This is a genomic window from Stenotrophomonas sp. 278 (assembly GCF_003935715.1).
GTDB classification, from domain to species: domain Bacteria; phylum Pseudomonadota; class Gammaproteobacteria; order Xanthomonadales; family Xanthomonadaceae; genus Stenotrophomonas; species Stenotrophomonas maltophilia_AH.
On the sequence record NZ_RHPP01000078.1, the window covers coordinates 1 to 22,043 of the forward strand.

A 22,043-nucleotide genomic window follows, 5' to 3' on the forward strand; every position below is an offset into this window, starting at 1 on the left:
GCAGCGGTGGCCGCGGCAGGCACCGCAGCCACCGCAAGCGCTGCGTCGGCCACCACGGCGGCTCCGGATGGGGACGGAGGGACGGCTGCTGCCGGCGGCGGAAGCTCGGCCTGGCTGGCGAACACAGGCGTGGCCGGATCGGCCGGTGCCTGATCCGGCAACTGCTCGCGGGTCATGAACAGCGCAATCGCAGCCACCGAGGCGGCCAACGCGGCACTGCCACCCCAGCGTCGCCAACCACGGCGCTCACGTGTCTCCTGCGCAGGTGCGGTCTGCGGGGCGGGCTCGGCCGCCACTGCCGTCTGCACGCGCGACGCAAAATCAGCCGGGGCGGGCGCGCAGGCCTGGCCACGCAGCACGTCGCCGAGCAGCTGCCAGCGCTCGTGGCAGCCGGCCAGTGCGTCATCGTGTTCCAGCCGGCGCAGCATGAAACGGGCTTCATCGGCACTCAGTTCGCCATCAATCAGCGCCGACAGCTGCTGGCGATGATGGGCATCGAATTTGTCCGGCACGTGGCCGGCGGAATCAGCTTTGGGGTTCTCGTGGTTCATACGCGGCTCTTCTCGCGGGTGGCGCTGCCCACATCCAGCAGCGGCCGAAGTTCGGTGTCGATCGCCTCACGGGCGCGGAAAATGCGCGACCGCACGGTGCCGATCGGACACCCCATCTTCTGCGCGATTTCCTCATAGCTCAGGCCATCCACCTCGCGCAGGGTGATGGCAGAACGCAGTTCCTCAGGCAGCGCCGAGACCGCCTTCATCACCGTGTTTTCCAGCTCCTGGCGCATCAGTTCACGCTCGGGCGTGTCGGTGTCGCGCAGGCGGGTGCCGCTGTCGAACTGCTCGGCATCACCGATTTCGATGTCGTCGGTGGGGGGACGGCGGTTGTGTGCAGCAAGGTGGTTCTTGGCAGTATTCACGGCGATCCTGTGCAACCAGGTATAGAACTGGGCGTCACCGCGGAAACTGTTGATCGCGCGATATGCGCGGACAAAGGTGTCCTGGGCCACGTCCTGACATTCGCTCCAGTCGGCGATGTAGCGCCCGATGAGGGCGACGATACGGTGCTGGTACTTGCGCACCAGCACATCGAACGCCGCGCTCTCGCCGCGCTGCACGCGCCGGACCAGTTCCAGATCCAGCTCCTGTGGTGTTTCAACCTCGGCCATGCGGGGCCGCACTCCTGTCAGCCCAACCGACGTCGGGCAATGAGACTGCCAATCCCGGGAAAAGTTCAGCGCTCCGTGAGGAATGCCGTACCAGCTTTTAACCACCATTCCGTTAAGGTTTCCGCTCACGGTCGTGAACGGTCGTTGCGGATACCCCAGCTATAGGGATTTGACGGGGAGGAAACAACCTCTGGATCATAGCCCCCTTCTCCATACACAACCGGATGGAACGTCCCCATGCTCTCAGGCTTCGATGGGCTCCGCTTCTCGCATTGGCACCCACAGATCCGTGACGACGGTGTCGTGGTGCTCAGCCTTGACCGCCAGGACAGCAGCGTCAACGCCATGTCCCAGGACGTGTTGCTGGAACTGGGCGACCTGGTGGAGCGCCTGGCGCTGGACCCGCCCAAGGCGGTGGTGGTGCAGTCGATCAAGCCGGCCGGTTTCATCGCCGGGGCGGATCTGAAGGAATTCCAGGAGTTTGACCGCCGCGGCACCGTCAACGACGCGATCCGCCGCGGCCAGACCGTCTACCAGAAACTGTCCGAGCTGCCCTGCCCGACCGTGGCCGCCATCCATGGCCACTGCCTGGGCGGCGGCACCGAGCTCGCCTTGGCCTGCCGCTACCGCGTCGCCTCCAACGATCCCTCGACCCGCATCGGCCTGCCCGAAACCCAGCTGGGCATCTTCCCCGGCTGGGGTGGCAGCGCGCGCCTGCCGCAGCTGGTGGGTGCCCCGGCGGCGATGGACCTGATGCTCACCGGTCGCACGCTGTCGGCATCGGCGGCCCGCAACATCGGCCTGGTCGACAAAGTGGTGGCACCGGCGGTGCTGCTGGATACCGCTGTGGCACTAGGCCTGTCGGGGACCACCCGCGCGTTCAGGCAGCGCGCGACGGCGTGGGCGACCAACACCTGGCTGGCGCGCAAGCTGCTGGCCCCACAGATGGCCAAACAGGTCGCACGCAAGGCCAAGAAGGACCACTACCCGGCTCCGTATGCGCTGATCAACACCTGGGCGCGCACCGGCGGCAGCCCGATCCAGACCCGCCTGGACGCCGAACGCCGCGCGGTGGTCAAGCTGGCCGGCACCCCGACCGCACGCAACCTGATTCGCATCTTCTTCCTGACCGAACGCCTGAAGGCGCTGGGCGGCAAGGACCATGGCATCCGCCACGTGCATGTGGTCGGCGCTGGCGTGATGGGCGGTGACATTGCCGCGTGGTCCGCCTACAAGGGCTTTGACGTAACTCTGCAGGATCGCGAGCAGCGTTTCATCGACCCGGCCATGGAGCGCGCGCAGGCGCTGTTCGCCAAGAAGGTAAAGGATGAGAGCAAGCGTCCGGCGGTAGCGGCACGACTGAAGGCGGACCTGGCCGGCGACGGCGTGGCCCAGGCTGATCTGGTCATTGAAGCCATCATCGAGAACCCGGAAGCCAAGCGGGCGCTGTACCAGACGCTGGAGCCGAAGATGAAGGCCGACGCGCTGCTGACCACCAACACCTCGTCGATCCCGCTGGTGGAGCTGCGCGACCACATCCAGCGCCCGGCGCAGTTTGCCGGCCTGCATTACTTCAATCCGGTGGCGCAGATGCCCCTGGTGGAGATCATCCACCACGACGGGATGGACCCGCAGACCGAACAGCGACTGGCCGGTTTCTGCAAGGCGCTGGGAAAATTCCCGGTACCGGTGGCCGGCACTCCCGGCTTCCTGGTCAACCGCGTGCTGTTCCCTTACATGCTGGAAGCCGCCACGGCATACGCGGAAGGGGTGCCCGGCCCGGTGATCGACAAGGCGGCAGTGAAATTCGGCATGCCGATGGGACCGATTGAACTGCTCGACACCGTGGGCCTGGACGTGGCCGCAGGCGTGGGCCAGGAGCTGGCTCCGTTCCTGGGCCTGCAGATTCCGGCGGCGCTGCAGACTGTTGAACCGGACAAGCGCGGCAAGAAGGACGGCCAGGGCATCTACAAGTGGGAAAACGGCCGCGCGCAGAAGCCGGACGTGCCCGCCAACTACCAGGCCCCGGCGGATCTTGAAGACCGCCTGATCCTGCCGCTGCTCAATGAAGCGGTCGCCTGTCTGCACGAAGGTGTAGTGGCCGACGCGGACCTGCTGGACGCGGGCGTGATCTTCGGCACGGGCTTTGCCCCGTTCCGTGGCGGCCCGATCCAGCACATCCGTGCGACCGGGGCCGATGCGCTGGTGGAGCGCCTGAAGCTGCTGCAGCAGCGCCACGGTGACCGCTTTGCACCGCGCCCAGGCTGGGATTCGCCGGTGCTGCGCGAACCCGTCGCGTAACCCCATGGAAGTAGTGCCGGGCCATGCCCGGCAACGCAACGCTGCCGCAAGGCGGCGTTGCTGTTTTCCGGACGGGCTGTTGCCCTAATGGGGCATCCGAGCACGCGCGTGACGTGCCATGCTGACGCTCTGCCCACGCCAGCGAGAACGCCCGCATGACCACCATCATCGCCCCGCGCGTCCACGACATCGGCGGCCTGGAAGTACGCCGCGCCGTTCCCACCCTGCAGGCGCGCAGCGTCGGCCCGTTCGTATTCGTCGACCAGATGGGTCCGGCCGTACTCAATGCCGGTGCCGGCATTGACGTGCGCCCGCATCCGCACATCGGCCTGGCTACGGTGACCTTCCTGTGGTCCGGTGCCATCGGCCACCGCGACACCCTCGGCTCGGACCAGGTGATCCGCCCCGGCGACGTCAACTGGATGACCGCCGGCCGCGGCATCGCCCACTCCGAACGCACCCCGACCGTGGAACGCGAGCACGACCATCCGTTGCATGGCATGCAGACCTGGGTGGCCCTGCCGAAGAATTTCGAGGAAACCGATCCCGCCTTCTATCACCATAGTGCCGCCACCCTGCCCCAGCAGCACCGCAATGGCGTGTGGTTGCGGGTGATTGCCGGCCGCGCATACGGCGAGGAATCGCCGGTAAAGGTGTTCGCCGATACACTCAACGTGGCACTCGATCTGGAGCCCGGCGCGGAACTGGACCTGGATACCAGCCACAAAGAACGCGCGATCTACGTTCTGGAAGGCGAACTGCAACTGGATGGCGTGGATGTGCCCGCACAGCACCTGATCCTGCCCGAGTTCAACGCACGTGGCCGGTTGCGTGCCAAGACGCCGGTCAAGGCCATGCTGCTCGGCGGCGAACCGCTGGATGGGCCGCGTCATCTGTGGTGGAACTTCGTGTCCAGCTCGAAGGAGCGCATCGAACATGCCAAGCACGATTGGGAGTCCGGTCGGTTTGGAACGATCCCGGGGGATGACAAGGAATTCATTCCGCTGCCTGGTTACTGAGGTTGCCCGGCAAGCCCGGCTCTACGGTCGCGGAATTTTTGCCGTTCGTCGGCGGTTGACGCGCCCTTCACCCGGATGAACCGCGATTCAGCTACGGTCGCCCCGAGCCCTCCTCCCCCGGGCGTTCGTGGAGACATGAAATGAACATGGCAAAGCGATTGGCGGCCGAGCTGCTCGGCACGTTCTGGCTGGTGCTGGGCGGCTGCGGCAGCGCCGTGCTGGCGGCGAAGTTCGGCGGTGATGGCAATCCCCTGGGTATCGGGTTCGTCGGTGTGGCGCTGGCGTTTGGCCTGACCGTGCTGACCGGGGCGTATGCCTTCGGCCACGTCTCCGGTGCACATTTCAATCCTGCGGTCAGCGTGGGGCTGTGGGCGGGCGGGCGCTTCCCGGCTCGCGATGTGGTGCCGTACATCCTGGCCCAGGTGGTCGGCGGCCTCGTGGCCGCCTACATCCTGCTGCACATTGCCAGTGGAGCACCCGGCTTTGACATCGACGGCCGCCAGGCGGGCGCGTTTGCCAGTAACGGCTACGGAGCGCTCTCGCCGGGTGGCTACAGCGTGGCGGCCGCCTTCCTGTGCGAGGTGGTGCTGACTGCGATGTTTCTGGTGGTGATCATGGGAGCCACCCACGGGCGGGCCCCGGCGGGCTTTGCCCCGCTGGCCATCGGCCTTGCGCTGACCCTGATCCACCTGATCAGCATTCCGGTCACCAATACCTCGGTGAACCCGGCCCGCTCCACCGCGGTGGCGGTGTTTGCGGGGAGTGGTGCGCTGGCCCAGCTCTGGCTGTTCTGGGTGGCCCCGCTGCTGGGTGGGATGATCGGCGGACTCATCTACAAATGGATCGGAGCGGAGTCCCGCGCTCCCTGACCATACACCTAGCCGGATTCAGATACATTTGAAACGGTTATTTGAAGATCCGGTCACATTCCGTTAAGGTCAAACTCACCAGCCCGTCACGCGACCGGAGATTGGAAGCTCCCGTTCCGTGGCTCTGCCATTCGACTTCTTGGGGGAAGCATGAACGTCCTGCGCGCTGTTGTATCGCTGTGTCTGCTGTTGACTGCCGCCGTCGCCTCGGCCCAGGCCACGGCCGAATGTCCCACGCTGCCGGCCGATAGTGGCCTGCAATGGAAGGAACAGGCTGAAAACAATTATCTGTCGTGCAAGGCCACGACCGCCGACGGGCGCGAAGTGCTGAGTCTGATGCTCACGCAGCGTGATCCTAAAATTCCGCTGTCGCGCCCGCTGCGCCAGGAAAAAGGCAGCTTCGCAGGTGAAAGCATGTACTGGTACCTGCCCGACCTGGGCGGCCAGCAGCCGCCGGGCTACGCGGATCGACGCATGACGATCGTGGAGCTGGACGACAACCGGTATGCGCAGATCGCGCTGTACCCTGGCAATTCGCAGGAACTGAGCTCGCTGCAGGCGCTTACCCGCGGCATGGCCCTTGGATCGTCGGCGGTCGCTGCAGAGCGCTGACGGATCGCGGGCCGCGGACGCAAGCCGGGCAAGCCCGGCTCTACGACCACGGCCGGTGCCACCGGGATCGACGCGCTCCTGTAGAGCCGGGCTCTGCCCGGCTGCTCTTCGATCAGAAGCGGCCTTCCTGGAAATCCACGAAGGCCTGCATCAGTTCCTGGCGGGTGTTCATCACAAACGGACCGTGACGCATGACGGGCTCACGCAGCGGCCGGCCAGCGACCAGAATCAGGCGCGCGCCTTCAGTACCGGCCTGCAGCTGCAGCACTTCACCGCCGCCCAGCACCGCCATCTCCTGACGGTCCACCGGACGTGCGTTTTCGCCCTGCCCGACCGTCACCGCCCCCTCGAACACATAGGCGAACGCGTTATGCCCTTCCGGCAGCACGTAGTCCCACGCCACGCCAGGGGCCAGCTCAATGTCGAGGTACAGCGGATCGGTCGCCGGCTGCGTGATCGGCCCGGTGGTGTCACCCACCTGCCCGGCAATCACCTTCACCTGCACGCCCGCCGCCGGCTGCACCACCGGGATGCGCTCGGGCGCGAACTCCTGGTACCTCGGGTCCGTCATTTTTTCACGCGCCGGGAGGTTCACCCACAGCTGGAAGCCGCGCATCCGGCCGGACTCCTGCTCGGGCATCTCCGAGTGCACCAGCCCGCGACCAGCCGTCATCCACTGCACGCTGCCCGGGGTGAGCAGGCCCTCGTTGCCATGGTTGTCCTTGTGCCGCATGCGGCCGTCGAGCATGTAAGTCACGGTCTCGAAGCCGCGATGCGGATGGCTGGGAAAACCCGCGATGTAATCCTCGGCCTTGTCAGTGCCGAACTCGTCCAGCAGCAGGAACGGGTCCAGATCCGGCAGGTCGGGGCCACCGATGACCCGGGTCAGGCGCACGCCGGCCCCGTCAGAGGTGGGCATGCCACGAATGGTGCGCTGCACACGCACGGGGGTTGAGGTGCTCATGTTGACTCCATCGAAAGGTTACCCGGTACAAGATGGGCGCAGCCCCCGGAGCCGCCAACGGCCACGCCCGCAACCCATTGTTCCAAACTCAAGGCCCATACGACCAAAGTACTAGCGGCAAGTCCCCGCGATTGCATTGACCCGGTCAATGACTGCGCGGAACCTTAAGAAGCACTCCAGGGAGACGCACATCTCATGAAAGGTTTTTCCAAGCTGGGCTGGGCCGCGCTTGCGCTGCTCGGCGCATTCTGCCTTGGCACCGTCGCATTGCGACGGGGCGAACACATCAATGCGTTGTGGATCGTGGTGGCTGCGGTCTCCATCTATCTCATTGCCTACCGTTTCTACAGTCTGTTCATCGCCAACAAGGTGATGCAGCTCGATCCAACCCGGGCCACTCCGGCGGTGATCAACAACGACGGCCTCGACTACGTGCCCACCAACAAGCACGTGCTGTTCGGCCATCACTTCGCCGCCATCGCCGGTGCTGGCCCGCTGGTGGGTCCGGTTCTGGCGGCGCAGATGGGCTACCTGCCCGGCCTGCTCTGGCTGGTGGTCGGCGTGGTGCTGGCCGGTGCGGTGCAGGACTTCATGGTGCTGTTCCTGTCCAGCCGCCGCAACGGGCGTTCACTGGGCGACCTGGTGCGCGAGGAAATGGGCCAGATTCCCGGCACCATCGCGCTCTTTGGTGCCTTCCTGATCATGATCATCATCCTGGCCGTGCTGGCGATGGTGGTGGTCAAGGCGCTGGCGGAAAGCCCGTGGGGCATGTTCACGGTGATCGCCACGATGCCCATTGCGATATTGATGGGCATCTACATGCGCTACATCCGCCCCGGCAAGATCGGCGAGATCTCCGTGGTCGGCCTGATCCTGCTGCTGCTGGCGATCTGGTACGGCGGCAAGATCGCCGCTGACCCGGTGTGGGGTCCTGCCTTCACCTTTACCGGCACCCAGATCACCTGGATGCTGATCGGCTACGGCTTCGTGGCTTCGGTGCTGCCGGTGTGGCTGCTGCTGGCCCCGCGCGACTATCTCTCCACCTTCCTCAAGATCGGCACCATCGTCGCGCTGGCGATCGGCATCCTGATCGTGATGCCGGAACTGAAGATGCCGGCCCTGACCCAGTTCGCGGCCAGCGGCGACGGCCCGGTGTGGAAGGGCGGCATGTTCCCGTTCCTGTTCATCACCATCGCCTGCGGTGCGGTGTCGGGCTTCCACGCGCTGATCTCCTCGGGCACCACGCCCAAGCTGCTCGCCAATGAAAGCCACATGCGCTACATCGGCTACGGCGGCATGCTGATGGAATCGTTCGTGGCGGTGATGGCACTCGTGGCCGCGTCGATCATCGACCCGGGCATCTACTTCGCGATGAACAGCCCGGCCGCGGTGATTGGTGCGGATGCGGTCTCCGCCGCGCACTACATCACCAACACCTGGGGCTTCACCATCACGCCGGAACAGCTGGAAGCCACCGCGGTGGCGATTGGCGAACCAACCATCCTGCACCGTGCCGGTGGTGCACCGACGTTGGCGGTGGGTATCGCGCAGATCCTGCATGAAGCGATCCCCAGTGGCAGCAACGCGATGATGGCGTTCTGGTACCACTTCGCGATCCTGTTTGAAGCCCTCTTCATCCTGACCGCCGTGGACGCGGGTACCCGTGCTGGTCGCTTCATGTTGCAGGACCTGCTGGGCAATTTCATCCCGGCCCTGAAGAAGACCGAGTCGTGGACCGCCAACATCATCGCCACCGCCGGCTGTGTGGCGCTGTGGGGCTACCTGCTGTACACCGGCGTGGTCGATCCGTTCGGTGGCATCCAGACCCTGTGGCCGCTGTTCGGCATCTCCAACCAGATGCTGGCCGGCATTGCCCTGATGCTGGGCACGGTGGTGCTGTTCAAGATGAAACGTGACCGCTACGCGTGGGTGACGGCCGTGCCCGCCGTGTGGCTGCTGATCTGCACCACCTACGCGGGGCTGATCAAGATCTTTGACAGCAACCCGGCGCAGGGCTTCCTGGCGCAGGCGCACAAGTTCCAGGACGCCATCGCCGCCGGCACCATCACTGCGCCGGCCAAGAGCGTGGCGCAGATGCAGCAGATCGTGGTCAACGCCTACGTCAACACCGGCCTGACCGTGCTGTTCCTGTTCGTGGTGTTCTCGATCCTGGCCTACGCCATCAAGACCATTGTGGTGGCACGCCGTTCGCCGCAGCGCACCGACAAGGAAACCGCGTACGTGAAGCTGGAACCGCACCAGATGGCGGATCTGTAATGGGTACCGGGCTGGTTCCTGTCAGTCAGTACCAGGCCCACCGCCGCCTTTGGCGGCGGCTGGTGCAGACCGCCCGCCTGTGCTGCGGCATTCCGGACTATGACAACTACGTGCGGCACGTGCTGGAGAAACACCCCGACCGCACGCCGATGGACTACAAGACGTTCTTCCGCGAACGTCAGGAAGCCCGCTACAGCGGGCGCAACGGCGGACGGTGTTGTTGACCGCCGTTTGATGGTTCGATACAGAAACGGCGACGCAGATGCGTCGCCGTTTTTTGGCATCCATGCCGGCGGGGCTACGCCCCCGCCATCCACTTCAGGATAAGGCCGGTCACATAGGCCAATCCGGTGCCGGTGGCATAGCCCACGGTGCCCAGCAATACCCCCACCGGTGCCAGCGTGGGGTGGAACGCTGCCGCCACCACCGGTGCCGATGCTGCCGCCCCGATGTTGCCCTGCGACCCAATCGCGAAGAAGAACAACGGCGCGCGCAGCAGCTTGGCGACGGCCCACAGCACCAGAATGTGGGTCAGCATCCAGATGACGCCGAGCAGGAACAGCCACGGGCGGTCCAGCAGCGAGAGCAGGTTCATCTGCATGCCGATGCACGCGATGAGGAAATACAGGAACACCGTGCCCAGGCGCGACGCACCGGCGGCTTCCAGCTTTCGCGCACGGGTGAAGCTCAATGTCAGGCCCAATGCGGTGGACAGCAGGACGACCCAGACGAACTGGCTGTCCAGGCTGAACTGGCTGGCCCAGCTGATGTTGGCCTTGAACCAGCCACTCAGCGGCGCAGCCACCGCATGCGCCAGCCCTACCCCGCCCAGGGCGACACCGACGATGACCATCAGGTCGGTCAAGGTGGGAATGCGCGCGTTCTGCGCCTCGTAGGCGCTGATGCGCGCCTTCATTTCATCAATGGCGCGGGTGTCGGCCCCGTTGCGGGTGTCGATCTGCTGCGCGCGGTTGGCCAGGAACAGCAGGATCGCCATCCACAGGCTGGCGCAGGCCACGTCCACCACGGCGAACTGACCGAAGGTGGTGGCGTCGGTGCCGAACACTTCGCGCATCGCCACCATGTTGGCCCCGCCGCCGATCCAGCTGCCGGCCAGTGCCGCCATCCCGGCCCATGTATCCCCGGCCACCGTTTCAGGATGGATGAACTTCATCACCTGGAAGGACACGATCGCGCCCAGCATGATGCCGGCGGTACCCGCGCAGAACACCAACAGCAGTTTGGGGCCGAGTTTCAGCACGCCCTTCAGGTCGATGGACAGGGTGAGCAGGACCAGCGCCGCCGGCAGCAGCACGTCGCGGGCGATCGGGTTGTACAACGAGGTGTTGTGGCCGTCGATCAGCCCGGTGGTGTTGTAGATGGCCGGGATGAAATAACACAACAGCAGGGCCGGCACCCAGGCAAATACCTTCTTCAGCAGCGGCGTGGGGCCGCTGGCGGCCCAGAAGATCAGGGCAAGGGTGGCGGCGATCAGGCCAAGGCCTACGATGTCACTGGAAATCAGGGCGGTACTCGGTTCGGTCGGCATGCTGCCATCCTCTGTCGATCGAAAGGGCAAAAAAAAGCGCCACATCAGGCGGCGCTTTCCGGAGCTTAACACTGTCTTCACGGCGTGCCACCTTTTGCCGCGCCCGCCCACCCAGGTCGCAGCCGGCCCGATTCGACGCCTTTCTTACGTTCTCCCCTCCAGAGTACGTTTCCTTGACCGAGACGCCCCGCCCCGTGACCCGACTGCTGCTCCGCCCGCACTGGCGCGTTCTGATCTGCCTGGCCCTGCTGCTGACCCTCGCGGCCGGTATCGGGCTGCGTTCGCCCTCGCCGCCGGACGAGCCGCGCTTCGTACTGGCCGCGCGTGACATGGTGGACAGCGGGCAGTGGCTGCTGCCGCACCGGGGCAGCGAGCTGTATGCGGAAAAGCCGCCGGTGTTCATGTGGATGCAGGCGGCCACCTACTCGGTGGTGCGCAACTGGAACCTGGCCTTCCTGATTCCCTCACTGCTGGCGGCGCTCGCCACTCTGTGGCTGTGCTGGGACCTCGGTCGGCGCCTGTGGTGCCGGCGCGTGGGCTGGTGGGCAGTGTTGGCGCTGATCAGCTGCCTGCAGTTCGGACTGATGGCCAAGCGCGCCCAGATCGACATGGTGCTGGTGGCGCTGACCACGCTGTCGCTATGGGGGTTGTTGCGGCATCTGCTGGAGCGTCCGAATACGCGCGCGTTATGGCTGGCCGGGTTCGCCGCCGGGCTGGGTACGGTGACCAAGGGCGTGGGTTTCCTGCCGCTGCTGGTGCTGCTGCCTTGGGCGTTATGGCGCTGGCAGGTGCGTGCCCGCTCCCCGGCGTATGTGGCCCCTGCCCGGCCCCTGATATGGCTGTTGCCGGCCTTCCTGCTGGGCACGGCTGTCTGGCTGGGTCCGTTGGGGATCGCGTTGGCGACCGCGCCCACGCCGGAACTGCAGGCGTACGCGCACGAGCTGTTGTTCAAGCAGACCGGCACACGTTACGCCAGTGCCTGGCACCATGTGCAGCCGGCCTGGTACTACCTGCAGGTGATGGCCACGCTGTGGCTGCCCGGCAGCCTGCTGCTGCCCGCGCTGGCCCCAGGCTGGTGGCGCAGACTGCGACGGATGGATGCACGCTGGTGGCTGCTGCTGGGTTGGGCCCTGCTGGTGCTGCTGTTCTTCAGTGCCAGCCCCGGCAAGCGCGAGGTCTACATCTTCCCGATGCTGCCAGCGCTGTGCGTGGCTGCCGCGCCGCTTCTGCCAGGCCTGCTGCGCCGGCCCGGGCCGCGCGGGGTGTTGCTGGCATATGCCGCGGTGGTGACAGTGACCATGCTGGTGATCGGCGTGCACCTGCTCGCGGGCAGCCCATGGGCGCACGCGCAGTTGGCCAGACGCGCCATGCCTGACAACCTGCTCGTCCCGCTGGGAGCATGGCTGCTGACTTCCTGCCTGGTCATGGCGGCGCTGGTGATGTGGCTGAGGCGGCGTGGCGCGGCGATGCTGACCGTGTTGACCTCGCTGCTGCTGTGGAACCTGTATGGCTGGGGCCTGATGCCGGCCTTGGACCCGTACAGCTCGGCGACAGCGGTCATGCAACGCGTGGGCGAGCGGATTGGACCCCAAGCCGAACTGGGCGCGGTGGCCTGGCGCGAGCAGAACCTGCTGCAGGCCGACCGCCCAGTGACCGACTTCGGCTTCAAGCGCGACTGGAACGACCAGTGGCACAGTGCCGCGCCATGGCTGGCGCAGGCACCGCACAGCCGCTGGCTGCTGGTGGCCGAGCCGGCGTTGAGCCCCTGTGTCGATCGCACGCAGTCGGTGTCGATAGGTAGCGCCAACCGCAACCACTGGTGGTTGGTGCCAGGCACGGCGCTGGACATGCAATGCCATGCCACGGTGGTGGGTGGCCGGCCACTGGGCGATGACGCTGATTGACGCAGGATGCCGTACCGACCAACGGTCGGTACCTACCGGTTCCGGATCCATGCGGTAGGTACCGACCGTTGGTCGGTACACCTCTGGCCCTTGCGGTGTTGCGACCAGCCCACTAGCCTTCGGGCGGTAAATCACCACCCAAGGATCTGCCCGTGAACCACCGCCCGCTTTTGCTGGCCCTGGCTGTTGGTGCTGCCGCACTGACGCTGGCGGCCTGCCAGAAGGAACCGTCACCTGCTGCCACTCCGGCCGCCGGCACCGCCAAGCCTACCGAGACCGCGGACCAGTTCATCGCCCGCGTCAATGCCGAGTACAAGGCCATGTACCCGGAAATGACCTCGGCGCAGTGGCTGTCATCGACCTACATCAATGACGATTCCGAACGCGTGGCGGCCAAGGCCAACGAGCGCTGGCTGACCGTGCTGAATGGCTGGATCGCCCAGGCCGGCCAGTACGACGGCCAGCCGATGAGCGAAGACACCAAGCGCCAGCTGCACCTGCTGAAGCTGATGACCGCCATGCCCGCCCCGCGCGACCCGGCCAAGCTGGGCGAGCTGACCCGCATCGCCAGCCGCATGGAAGGCGCGTACGGTGCCGGCAAGTACTGCACCGACGAGGCCAACCCGGCGACCTGCAAGCAGCTGGGCGACCTGGAACAGGTGCTGGCACGCAGCCGCGACTACGACGCTCAGCTGGATGCCTGGCAGGGCTGGCACGGCACCACCAAGCCGATGCGCGCCGATTACCAGCGCTTCGTCGGGCTGGTGAATGAAGGCGCGAAGGAAATGGGCTTCGCCGACGCTGGCCAGATGTGGCGCAGCGGCTATGACATGCCGGCCGACCAGATCGGCCCGGAGACCGACCGCCTGTGGGAACAGGTCAAGCCGATGTACGAGCAGCTGCACTGCTATGCACGTACCAAGCTGGACACCACCTATGGCAAGGACAAGGCCGAAACCGAAGGCGGCATGATTGCCGCGCATCTGCTGGGCAACATGTGGCAGCAGGACTGGTCCAACCTGTGGGACCAGCTGGAACCCTACCCCGGTGCCGGCAGCCTGGACATCACCGCCGCCCTGGAAAAGCAGTACCAGGGCAACCTGAGCGGTGCCATCGCCAAGGCCGGCGGCAGCAACGCCAGCATGGAAGCGCTGTACAAGGCACAGCGTGACGCCGAACTGCGCACCGCCAAGCAGATGACCGAGCGCGCGCAGGACTTCTACGTGTCTCTGGGCATGCCGGCGCTGCCGAAGTCGTACTGGGAGAAGACCCAGTTCATCAAGCCGCTGGACCGCGACGTGGTCTGCCACGCCAGCGCGTGGGACATGAACATGGAAGGCGACGTGCGCACCAAGATGTGCATCAAGCCGAACGAAGAAAACTTCACCACCATCTATCACGAACTCGGCCACATCTATTACGACCTGGCCTACAACCCGCTGCCGCCGTTGTTCCAGGGCGGTGCCAACGACGGCTTCCACGAAGCCATCGGCGACACCATCGTGCTGGCGATGACCCCGCAGTACCTGAACTCCATCGGTCTGGTCGACAAGCCGCAGGAAAGCCGCGAAGCCACCATCAACGCGCAGATGCGCATGGCGCTGAGCGGTGTGTCGTTCCTGCCGTTCGGTCTGATGATCGACCGCTGGCGCTGGGGTGTGTTCGACGGCTCGATCACGCCGGAGAACTACAACAAGGCATGGTGGGACCTGAAGTCCAAGTACCAGGGCGTGGCTCCGGCCAGCGCACGCGGTGAAGAGTTCTTCGACCCGGGTGCCAAGTACCACGTGCCGGGCAACACCCCGTACACCCGCTACTTCCTGGCGCGCATCCTGCAGTTCCAGTTCTACAAGGGCCTGTGCGACGCGGCCGGCTACAAGGGCCCCCTGCACCAGTGCAGCTTCTACGGCAACAAGGAAGCCGGGCAGAAGTTCTGGGCAATGCTGAGCAAGGGTGCCAGCCAGCCGTGGCAGGCCACGCTGAAGGAGATCACCGGCGGCGAGAAGCTGGATGCCGGCCCGATGATCGAGTACTTCACCCCGGTCAACGAGTGGCTGAAGCAGCAGAACCAGGGCCAGATGTGTGGCTGGCAGGCTCCGGGCGCGGTGGCGGCGGCTCCGGCGCAGGCAGCACCGGCCAAGCAGTAATACGGCATTTGTGATGATTCAAAACAACGCCCCGCAAGGGGCGTTGTTCGTTATGCGTAGAGCCACGCCCTGCGGGGCGTGGCTCTACGTTCCGTTGCGGATTGCGGCGGTGCATTATCGGGAGCTTGGAAGTGTGACGCATCGCATTGCGCAAAGCGGATGCGTATCAAAGAATCGGCGACTTCAAACAAATACGAAATCCATTCGCGCACTCCAGCGCTACCGTGCAGCTTCCTTTCCGCATCAGGACGCATCATGCACACCCCTGCTTTGCTGAGCACCGCCCTGCTGGTGGCCCTTGCCAGTGCCGCGCCGGCACATGCCGCTCCTTCCGAGCAGCCGCGCACCGCAACCGCCGCTGCCAGCGATACCTGGAGCCCCACCCAGACCTACACCGCCGGTTGCGTGGTGATCTTCCAGGGCCGCTACTTCAAGGCCAAGTGGTGGGCGGATGCCGGTCAGTCGCCGGCACAGATCGACCCGGCTCAGCCGTGGTTGTCGCCGTGGGAAGAAATCGCTAAAACCACACCCGGCTGTGATGGCGGCGGTGGCACCCCGGTGGATCCCGATCCACATCCGGACCCGCTGGAACCCGTACAGATTCCGCTGAGCACGTTGCGCGCCGACGAAGCCCGGCTGACCGACTTCCCCCTGATGCAACAGACCCTGGCCTCGATACGCACCCTGCCCAACGCCGAGGTGGAAGCGGTGCAGCCGCTGCGGCAGGCCAACCCGGAAAACGTGCGCCGGGTGGAAGCGCTGATCAGCAACGAACAGTTCGAGTTCCTGTTCCCGCTGCGCGCGCCGGAATACACCTATCGCGGTTTCCTGCAGGCCTTCGCCAAGTTCCCGGCGATCTGCGCCACCTATGCCGATGGTCGCGATTCCAACGCGGTCTGCCGCAAGACCCTGGCCACCATGGTTGCGCACTTCGCGCAGGAAACCGGCGGCCACGATGCGCACAGCGCCATTCCCGAGTGGCGACAGGCGCTGGTGCATGTGCGCGAGATGGGCTGGAGCGAGGACCGTGCTGGTGGTTACGCTGGCGAGTGCAATCCCAGTACCTGGCAGGGCCAGACCTGGCCGTGCGGCACCTTTGCCGACGGCCCGAACGCTGGCCGCTACAAGAGCTACTTCGGGCGCGGGGCCAAGCAGCTTTCGTACAACTACAACTACGGCCCGTTCTCCGATGCCATGTTCGGCACCGTGCGCACCCTGCTGGACCGTCCGGATCTGGTCGCTGACACCTGGTTGAATCTGGCCAGCGCGGCGTTCTTCTACATGTACCCGCAGCCGCCGAAGCCGTCGATGATGCATGTGATTGATGGCAGCTGGCAGCCGAACGCGCACGATGTCGGCAATGGGCTGGTGCCGGGCTTCGGGGTGACCACGCAGATCATCAACGGCGGTGTGGAATGCGGTGGCAGCAGTGAACACCTGCAGTCGCAGAACCGCATCACCTACTACAAGGCGGCCGCGCAGTACTTCAACGTGCCGGTGCCCGGCAATGAAGTGCTGGGCTGCAAGGGCATGAAGCAGTTCGATGAAGGCGGGGCCGGCGCGCTGCCGATCTACTGGGAGGAGAACTACGACTGGGTGCCGGGGAATGTCGGGGGGCGCAGTTACCAGTGCAAGCTGGTGACCTACCAGACACCGTATTCGGCGTTGAAGCCAGCCGATTACGTGAACTGCGTGATCGACAAGTTCCCGAACGTGGAAGTCGTTGAGTAACCCCGAATACTGACGGTAGCGCCGGCCGTTGGCCGGCCCTCCGGATGCATCCCATGGGCCGGCCAACGGCCGGCGCTACCGGGATTGGCAGAAACACCAGGGTTGCCGGAATTACGACTTCTTCTTCAGGCTCTCGGCGAACTGCACCTTGAACTGATCGAAATCCAGGCCATCGGCCTGGGCTTCGGCATGCGCGGCGTCCTTGAGCACGTCCGAATACATCAGTCGCACCGGCGTGCCCTGCCGTTCGTGCAGTTCGGCGGCCTGCATGATCAGCGCCAGCACGCGGGCGGCGCTGGGACTTTGCCCGGCAATGCGGCCGTCCATGCCCAGCACCCATTCGCCGTCACGGCGGACGATACCGGCCAGCAGCGTACGCTGCTGGTCGCGCAGTTCCGCATGCGGCTCCACCGGCGAGGCGTGCGCCTTTTCACGGTTGGCTTCTTCGATTTCACGGCGCCGGCGCAGGTCGCGGCGCAGCTTGGAGGTGGTCGACATCAGGTACGTCCGGACTGCATCAATAGGAAACAGGATACCGCAGAGGGCCGCAGGGCCCGATTTTCAGGCCGCCTCGGCCTGCAGCGCGCGGCGGCGTTCGCAATGGCGCTCCCAGTACCAGAAGCTCGCCCCGATGGCGAAGAAGCCGCCATAACCCAGCGCCAGGTGCAGCGGCCGGCTGCTCAGCAGGGGCGAAATCATGCCGGCCACCACCGTGTTGATCATCAGCTGCAGGAACATCTGCATGGACGAGGCCATTCCGCGCTGGTGCGGGTACATGTCCAGCACGGCCAACGCCAGGATCGGGAAGATCAGCGCCATGCCCACCCCGCCCAGGAAGATCGGCAGCACTGCCCATGGCACGGCGATCTGCGACACCGACAGCACGTAGGCCAGGTTGACCAGCGCCGACACACCGCACAGCGCGAAGCCGATGCTGACCTGGCGCTGCGCGGTCATGCGACCGGCCATGCGCCCGGACAGGAACGAGCCGACGGTCATGCCGCCGATGGTGGGGATGAACAGCCAGGCAAAACCGCCTTCGCCCAGCTTCAGGTGCTGCATCACCAGCACCGGGGCCGAGGCGATGTAGAGGAAGATGCCGGAGAAGTTGAACGCGCCAGCCGCCGAAAGCCGCAGCAGGCGTGGGTTGGAGCCCATGCGCACATAGCTGCGCAGCAGCGCGCCGGTGGACAGCGGGGTGCGCTCTTCCACGGGCAACGTTTCCGGCAGCCACTTGCCGGTGGCCAGCAGCAGCAGCGCGGCGAAGCTGACCAGGAACCAGAAGATCAGCGGCCAGTCGCCGCCACCGAGCAGGATCCAGCCGCCGATGATCGGCGCAATGGCCGGGGCGACGCCGAAGATCATCGAGACCTGGCTCATCAGGCGCTGCGCGTCCGCACCGTGATACAGGTCGCGGATGACCGCGCGGCCGACGATGACGCCCACGCCAGCGGAAACGCCCTGCAGGGCACGGAACACCAGCAGCGTGGTCAGGTCGCGCGACAGCGCACAGCCGATGGAGGCCGCAATGAACACCACCAGCCCGCCCAGGATCACCCGCCGCCGCCCGAAGGCATCCGACAGCGGCCCGTGCGCCAGGCTCATCAGCCCGTAGAACAGCAGGTACACGCTGACCGTCTGCTGCACCGCCACCTGGTCCACCTGCAGGCGCTCACCCAGCAGCAGGAAGGCCGGAAAGATGGTGTCGATCGAAAACGGGCCGAACATGGCCAAGCCGGCCAGCAGCAGGGCCAAACGACGCGTGGAGGGTGAGGCGGGTGTCATGGCGGTGTTCCGTCGGCAGCCTGCGCGTACGCAGGCAGGCACCTGCCCAAACCCGGGCGGGTGCCTGATGAATACGAGAATCTGGCCATGATAGGCCCTTGCGCCGGCCAGTTCCATGCCCAACGGCCTGAATGCGTACGGTTCGCAGCCCGCGTTCATCTGCCGTGGGACCGTTGTGCGGCGGGGTCTGGGCTATAATCGACCGGCAACATGGTGGGAGAAGCGGAGCGTCGTTTTTGGCCCCCGCTGCCGAAGGCGCAACGCCCGTAATCGCTCAGGCCCGATACCACCCGCAGCAAAACTCTGGAGAGACCGGCCAGTGCCGGCGCCGAAGGGGCACGAAGCACGCAGCCGCGCGCTTCCAAACTCTCAGGCAAAAGGACAGAGGGGCACCTTGGAAGACCGCAGGGTCTGGCTGCGCTCGCTTGTGCGCGACGTACCACACGCTGCCCTTCCGACCGTGCGTGCCCACTTTTCCGGATGCCAGCCATGTCTCAGAACACCCCTACCCTGCGCGAGCTTGAACACCACGCCGCGTTCGTCGAACGCCATATCGGCCCGAACGACGCTGAAATCGCGCAGATGCTCGACGTGGTCGGCCACGCCTCGCTGGACGCCCTCACCGACGCCATCGTGCCCGCCTCGATCAAGTCGCCCGCGCCGCTGGCGCTGCCCGAGTCGCTGACCGAAGTGGAAGCACTGGCCAAGATCCGCGCCATTGCCAACAAGAACCAGGTGTTCCGCACCTTCATCGGCCAGGGCTACTACGGCACCCTGACTCCGAACGTCATCCTGCGCAATGTGCTGGAAAACCCGGCGTGGTACACCGCCTACACCTCGTACCAGGCCGAGATCTCACAGGGCCGCATGGAAGCGCTGATCAACTTCCAGACCCTGTGCGCCGACCTGACCGGCATGGAAATCGCCAACGCCTCGCTGCTGGACGAAGCCACCGCCGCCGCTGAAGCGATGACCCTGGCCAAGCGTTCGGCCAAGAGCAAGTCCGACACCTTCTTCGTGCACGACGCCGTGCACCCGCAGACCCTGGAACTGCTGCGCACCCGCGCCGAGCCGCTGGGCATCGTGCTGCGCGTGGGCACCCCGGCCGAAGCGCTGGAAGCCGATTCGTATGGCGTGCTGCTGCAGTATCCGGACACCTTCGGTCACATCGGCGACTACAAGGCACTGGCCGATGCCGTGCACGCGCGCGGTGGCCTGGTCGCCGTGGCCACCGACCTGCTGGCGCTGACCCTGATTGCCGCCCCTGGCGAGTGGGGTGCGGACATCGTGGTCGGCAACAGCCAGCGTTTCGGCGTGCCGTTCGGTTTCGGTGGCCCGCACGCCGCCTTCATGGCCTGCCGTGACGCCTACAAGCGCTCGATGCCGGGCCGCCTGATCGGTGTTTCCATTGACGCCCAGGGCAACCCGGCCTACCGCCTGACCCTGCAGACCCGCGAACAGCACATCCGCCGCGAGAAGGCGACCTCCAACATCTGCACCGCGCAGGTGCTGCTGGCGGTGATGGCTTCGATGTACGCCGTGTACCACGGTCCGGAAGGCCTGACCCGCATCGCCCGTCGCACCCATCGCCTGGCCGCGATCCTGGCCGCCGCGCTGCGCGACGCCGGCGTCAACGTCGGCGAGCACTTCTTCGACACCTTGCACGTCAAGGACATCGACGCCAGCGCCATCCACGCCAAGGCCGCCGCCGCCCGCATCAACCTGCGCGCGATCGACAGCGAAGCCGTGGGCATCAGCCTGGACGAAACCACCACCCGCGCCGACATCGTCGCGCTGGGCCAGCTGTTCGGTGCCGTGGTGGACGTGGACGCGCTGGACATCGCCACCGCCGACGCCCTGCCGGCCGACCTGGTGCGCACCAGCGAATTCCTGACCCACCCGGTGTTCAACACCCACCACAGCGAACACGAGCTGCTGCGTTACCTGCGCTCGCTGGCCGACAAGGACCTGGCCATGGATCGCACCATGATCCCGCTGGGCAGCTGCACCATGAAGCTCAACGCCACCGCCGAGATGATTCCGGTGACCTGGCCGGAATTCGCCAACATCCATCCGCTGGCTCCGGCCGAGCAGTCTATCGGTTACAAGGAACTGATCGACGGCCTGGAAGCGATGCTGGTGGAGTGCACCGGTTACGACGCCGTCAGCCTGCAGCCGAACTCCGGCGCGCAGGGCGAATACGCCGGCCTGCTGGCCATTCGCGCCTACCACCGCTCGCGCGGTGAAGGCCACCGCGACATCTGCCTGATTCCGGATTCCGCGCACGGCACCAACCCGGCTTCGGCGCAGATGTGCGGCATGAAGGTGGTGGTGACCAAGACCGACGCCAACGGCAACGTGGACGTCGAGGACATCCGCCTCAACGCCGAGAAGTACAGCGACCGCCTGGCCGCGCTGATGGTGACCTACCCGTCCACCCACGGCGTGTTCGAGGAAGAGATCGTCGAGATCTGCAACATCGTTCATCAGCACGGCGGCCAGGTGTACACCGACGGTGCCAACATGAACGCCCTGGTCGGCGTGGCCAAGCCGGGCAAGTGGGGCTCGGATGTTTCGCACCTGAACCTGCATAAGACCTTCTGCATTCCGCACGGCGGCGGCGGCCCCGGCGTCGGCCCGTGTGCGGTGAAGTCGCACCTGGCTCCGTTCCTGCCCAAGGTGCTGGGCGGCGAAGGTGACGTCGGCATGGTCAGCGCGGCCAGCTTCGGCAGCGCCTCGATTCTGCCGATCAGCTGGATGTACATCACCCTGATGGGCACCGCCGGTCTGCGCAAGGCCACCCAAGTGGCGCTGCTCAACGCCAACTACATCGCCAAGCGCCTGGCTCCGTATTACAAGACCCTGTACACCGGTCGCAACGGTCTGGTCGCCCACGAGTGCATCCTCGACGTGCGTCCGCTCGAGAAGACCTCCGGCGTGGTCGCGGAAGACGTCGCCAAGCGCCTGATCGACTTCGGCTTCCACGCCCCCACCCTGAGCTTCCCGGTGGCCGGCACGCTGATGGTGGAGCCGACCGAAAGCGAGTCGCTGCATGAGCTGGACCGCTTCATCAACGCGATGATCCAGATACGCGAGGAAATCGCCGCGATTGAAGACGGTCGCCTGGACCGCGAAGACAACCCGCTTAAGAACGCCCCGCATACCGCAACCGCCGTGTCCGGCAGCGAGTGGGAACACGCTTACCCGCGCGAACTGGCCGCCTTCCCGCTGGCCAGTCTGAAGCAGCAGAAGTACTGGCCGCCGGTGGCACGCGTGGACAATGTGTACGGCGACAAAAACGTGATGTGTGCATGCATTCCGATTGATGCTTACAAGGAAGATGAGGGTGTGGCGGTTTAAGGCTGCTGCACGCTGATGGAAATGAAGACGGCCCGCGCTTGCGGGCCGTTTTTGTTGGTGTGCGCGAAGAGCGGTGACGCGCATGGCGCGTCACTACGCGGCATACCGGATGTCGCGATACCCGGACGCCGAATGTCGGGATGCCGGAATGCCGGGATGCACTGGTAGGGTCGCACGACAGTCGACCGCCGAGAACGGTGATCAGCACGGTGAGGCATGATCCGAAGCGAAGAAGCGCCTTCCGGTCGAAGGTGATCCTCTCCAGCGGGTATGGTTGCTAGAGAGTGTCCGTATTTTTGTGTTCGGGCGACGTGGGCTGTCTTTTGACAGCCCGGCTTCTCAGTAAGGGCTCCGGAT

Annotated in this window: 16 protein-coding genes and 1 riboswitch; of the genes, 10 read left to right on the forward strand and 6 right to left on the reverse strand. The window is 65.6% G+C overall.

Annotated elements, in window-relative coordinates; genetic code table 11:
* The coding region (locus tag EGJ34_RS13480; protein WP_260476995.1) for an RseA family anti-sigma factor at positions 1-551 on the reverse strand (551 nt) is incomplete at its 3' end.
* Entirely contained in the window at positions 548-1,168 is a 621-nt protein-coding gene (gene rpoE, locus EGJ34_RS13485) for an RNA polymerase sigma factor RpoE (RefSeq protein ID WP_125360985.1), read from the reverse strand. The genes EGJ34_RS13480 and rpoE, both read right to left, overlap by 4 nt.
* A 237-nt stretch (positions 1,169-1,405) precedes the next feature.
* On the opposite strand from rpoE, the gene EGJ34_RS13490 reads away from it, so the two are divergent.
* The 4 genes from EGJ34_RS13490 (at position 1,406) to EGJ34_RS13505 (ending at position 5,969) form a co-directional block, all read left to right on the forward strand.
* Complete coding sequence (locus EGJ34_RS13490; protein WP_125360986.1) at positions 1,406-3,469, forward strand: 3-hydroxyacyl-CoA dehydrogenase NAD-binding domain-containing protein; 2,064 nt, start codon at positions 1,406-1,408, stop codon at positions 3,467-3,469.
* A 155-nt stretch (positions 3,470-3,624) separates the two neighbouring features.
* Positions 3,625-4,488 carry a pirin family protein gene (locus EGJ34_RS13495; RefSeq protein WP_125360987.1) on the forward strand — a complete coding sequence of 288 codons (864 nt, stop codon included), beginning with the start codon at positions 3,625-3,627 and terminating at the stop codon, positions 4,486-4,488.
* A 140-nt stretch (positions 4,489-4,628) separates the two neighbouring features.
* A complete protein-coding gene (aqpZ, locus tag EGJ34_RS13500; RefSeq protein ID WP_125360988.1) occupies positions 4,629-5,357 on the forward strand; it encodes an aquaporin Z in 729 nt (242 codons plus the stop codon).
* Positions 5,358-5,507: 150 nt separating this feature from the next.
* Positions 5,508-5,969, forward strand: coding sequence for a hypothetical protein (locus EGJ34_RS13505; RefSeq protein ID WP_125360989.1), 462 nt, complete (start codon positions 5,508-5,510; stop codon positions 5,967-5,969).
* Positions 5,970-6,081: 112 nt separating this feature from the next.
* On the opposite strand, the gene EGJ34_RS13510 is transcribed toward EGJ34_RS13505, so the two are convergent.
* Entirely contained in the window at positions 6,082-6,933 is an 852-nt protein-coding gene (locus tag EGJ34_RS13510) for a pirin family protein (protein ID WP_125360990.1), read from the reverse strand.
* Between the two features lie 195 nt (positions 6,934-7,128).
* Between EGJ34_RS13510 and EGJ34_RS13515 the strand changes: the two genes are divergently transcribed.
* Both EGJ34_RS13515 and EGJ34_RS13520 read left to right on the forward strand, forming a co-directional pair.
* Entirely contained in the window at positions 7,129-9,210 is a 2,082-nt protein-coding gene (locus tag EGJ34_RS13515; RefSeq protein WP_125360991.1) for a carbon starvation CstA family protein, read from the forward strand.
* On the forward strand, positions 9,210-9,434 hold the full coding sequence (locus EGJ34_RS13520; RefSeq protein WP_125360992.1) for a CstA-like transporter-associated (seleno)protein: 225 nt from the start codon (positions 9,210-9,212) through the stop codon (positions 9,432-9,434). The genes EGJ34_RS13515 and EGJ34_RS13520 overlap by 1 nt, the downstream gene beginning before the upstream one ends.
* Before the next feature lie 74 nt (positions 9,435-9,508).
* On the opposite strand, the gene EGJ34_RS13525 is transcribed toward EGJ34_RS13520, so the two are convergent.
* A complete protein-coding gene (locus tag EGJ34_RS13525; RefSeq protein ID WP_125360993.1) occupies positions 9,509-10,759 on the reverse strand; it encodes a DUF819 family protein in 1,251 nt (416 codons plus the stop codon).
* A 194-nt stretch (positions 10,760-10,953) separates the two neighbouring features.
* Between EGJ34_RS13525 and EGJ34_RS13530 the strand changes: the two genes are divergently transcribed.
* The 3 genes from EGJ34_RS13530 to EGJ34_RS13540 all read left to right on the forward strand — a co-directional run bounded on the left by EGJ34_RS13530 (position 10,954) and on the right by EGJ34_RS13540 (position 16,541).
* Positions 10,954-12,663 (forward strand): glycosyltransferase family 39 protein, encoded by a 1,710-nt coding sequence (locus tag EGJ34_RS13530; RefSeq protein WP_260476996.1) that lies wholly within the window; start codon positions 10,954-10,956, stop codon positions 12,661-12,663.
* A 152-nt stretch (positions 12,664-12,815) separates the two neighbouring features.
* Positions 12,816-14,810: a M2 family metallopeptidase gene (locus EGJ34_RS13535; RefSeq protein ID WP_125360994.1), complete on the forward strand. Its 1,995-nt coding sequence runs from the start codon at positions 12,816-12,818 to the stop codon at positions 14,808-14,810.
* A gap of 255 nt (positions 14,811-15,065) precedes the next feature.
* The gene (locus EGJ34_RS13540) at positions 15,066-16,541 is read left to right on the forward strand and encodes a glycoside hydrolase family 19 protein (protein ID WP_125360995.1); all 1,476 of its coding nucleotides are present in this window, start codon (positions 15,066-15,068) and stop codon (positions 16,539-16,541) included.
* Positions 16,542-16,652: 111 nt separating this feature from the next.
* Here the strand turns inward: EGJ34_RS13540 and EGJ34_RS13545 are convergent, their stop codons facing one another.
* Together EGJ34_RS13545 and EGJ34_RS13550 are read right to left on the reverse strand one after the other, a co-directional pair.
* A complete protein-coding gene (locus tag EGJ34_RS13545) occupies positions 16,653-17,039 on the reverse strand; it encodes a hypothetical protein (RefSeq protein WP_125360996.1) in 387 nt (128 codons plus the stop codon).
* 63 nt (positions 17,040-17,102) lie between these two features.
* The gene (locus tag EGJ34_RS13550) at positions 17,103-18,326 is read right to left on the reverse strand and encodes a multidrug effflux MFS transporter (protein ID WP_125360997.1); all 1,224 of its coding nucleotides are present in this window, start codon (positions 18,324-18,326) and stop codon (positions 17,103-17,105) included.
* A gap of 293 nt (positions 18,327-18,619) precedes the next feature.
* Positions 18,620-18,721: riboswitch (glycine riboswitch) on the forward strand.
* 94 nt (positions 18,722-18,815) lie between these two features.
* On the opposite strand from EGJ34_RS13550, the gene gcvP reads away from it, so the two are divergent.
* Positions 18,816-21,686 (forward strand): aminomethyl-transferring glycine dehydrogenase, encoded by a 2,871-nt coding sequence (gcvP, locus tag EGJ34_RS13555; RefSeq protein WP_125360998.1) that lies wholly within the window; start codon positions 18,816-18,818, stop codon positions 21,684-21,686.
* Positions 21,687-22,043: the final 357 nt, after the last annotated feature.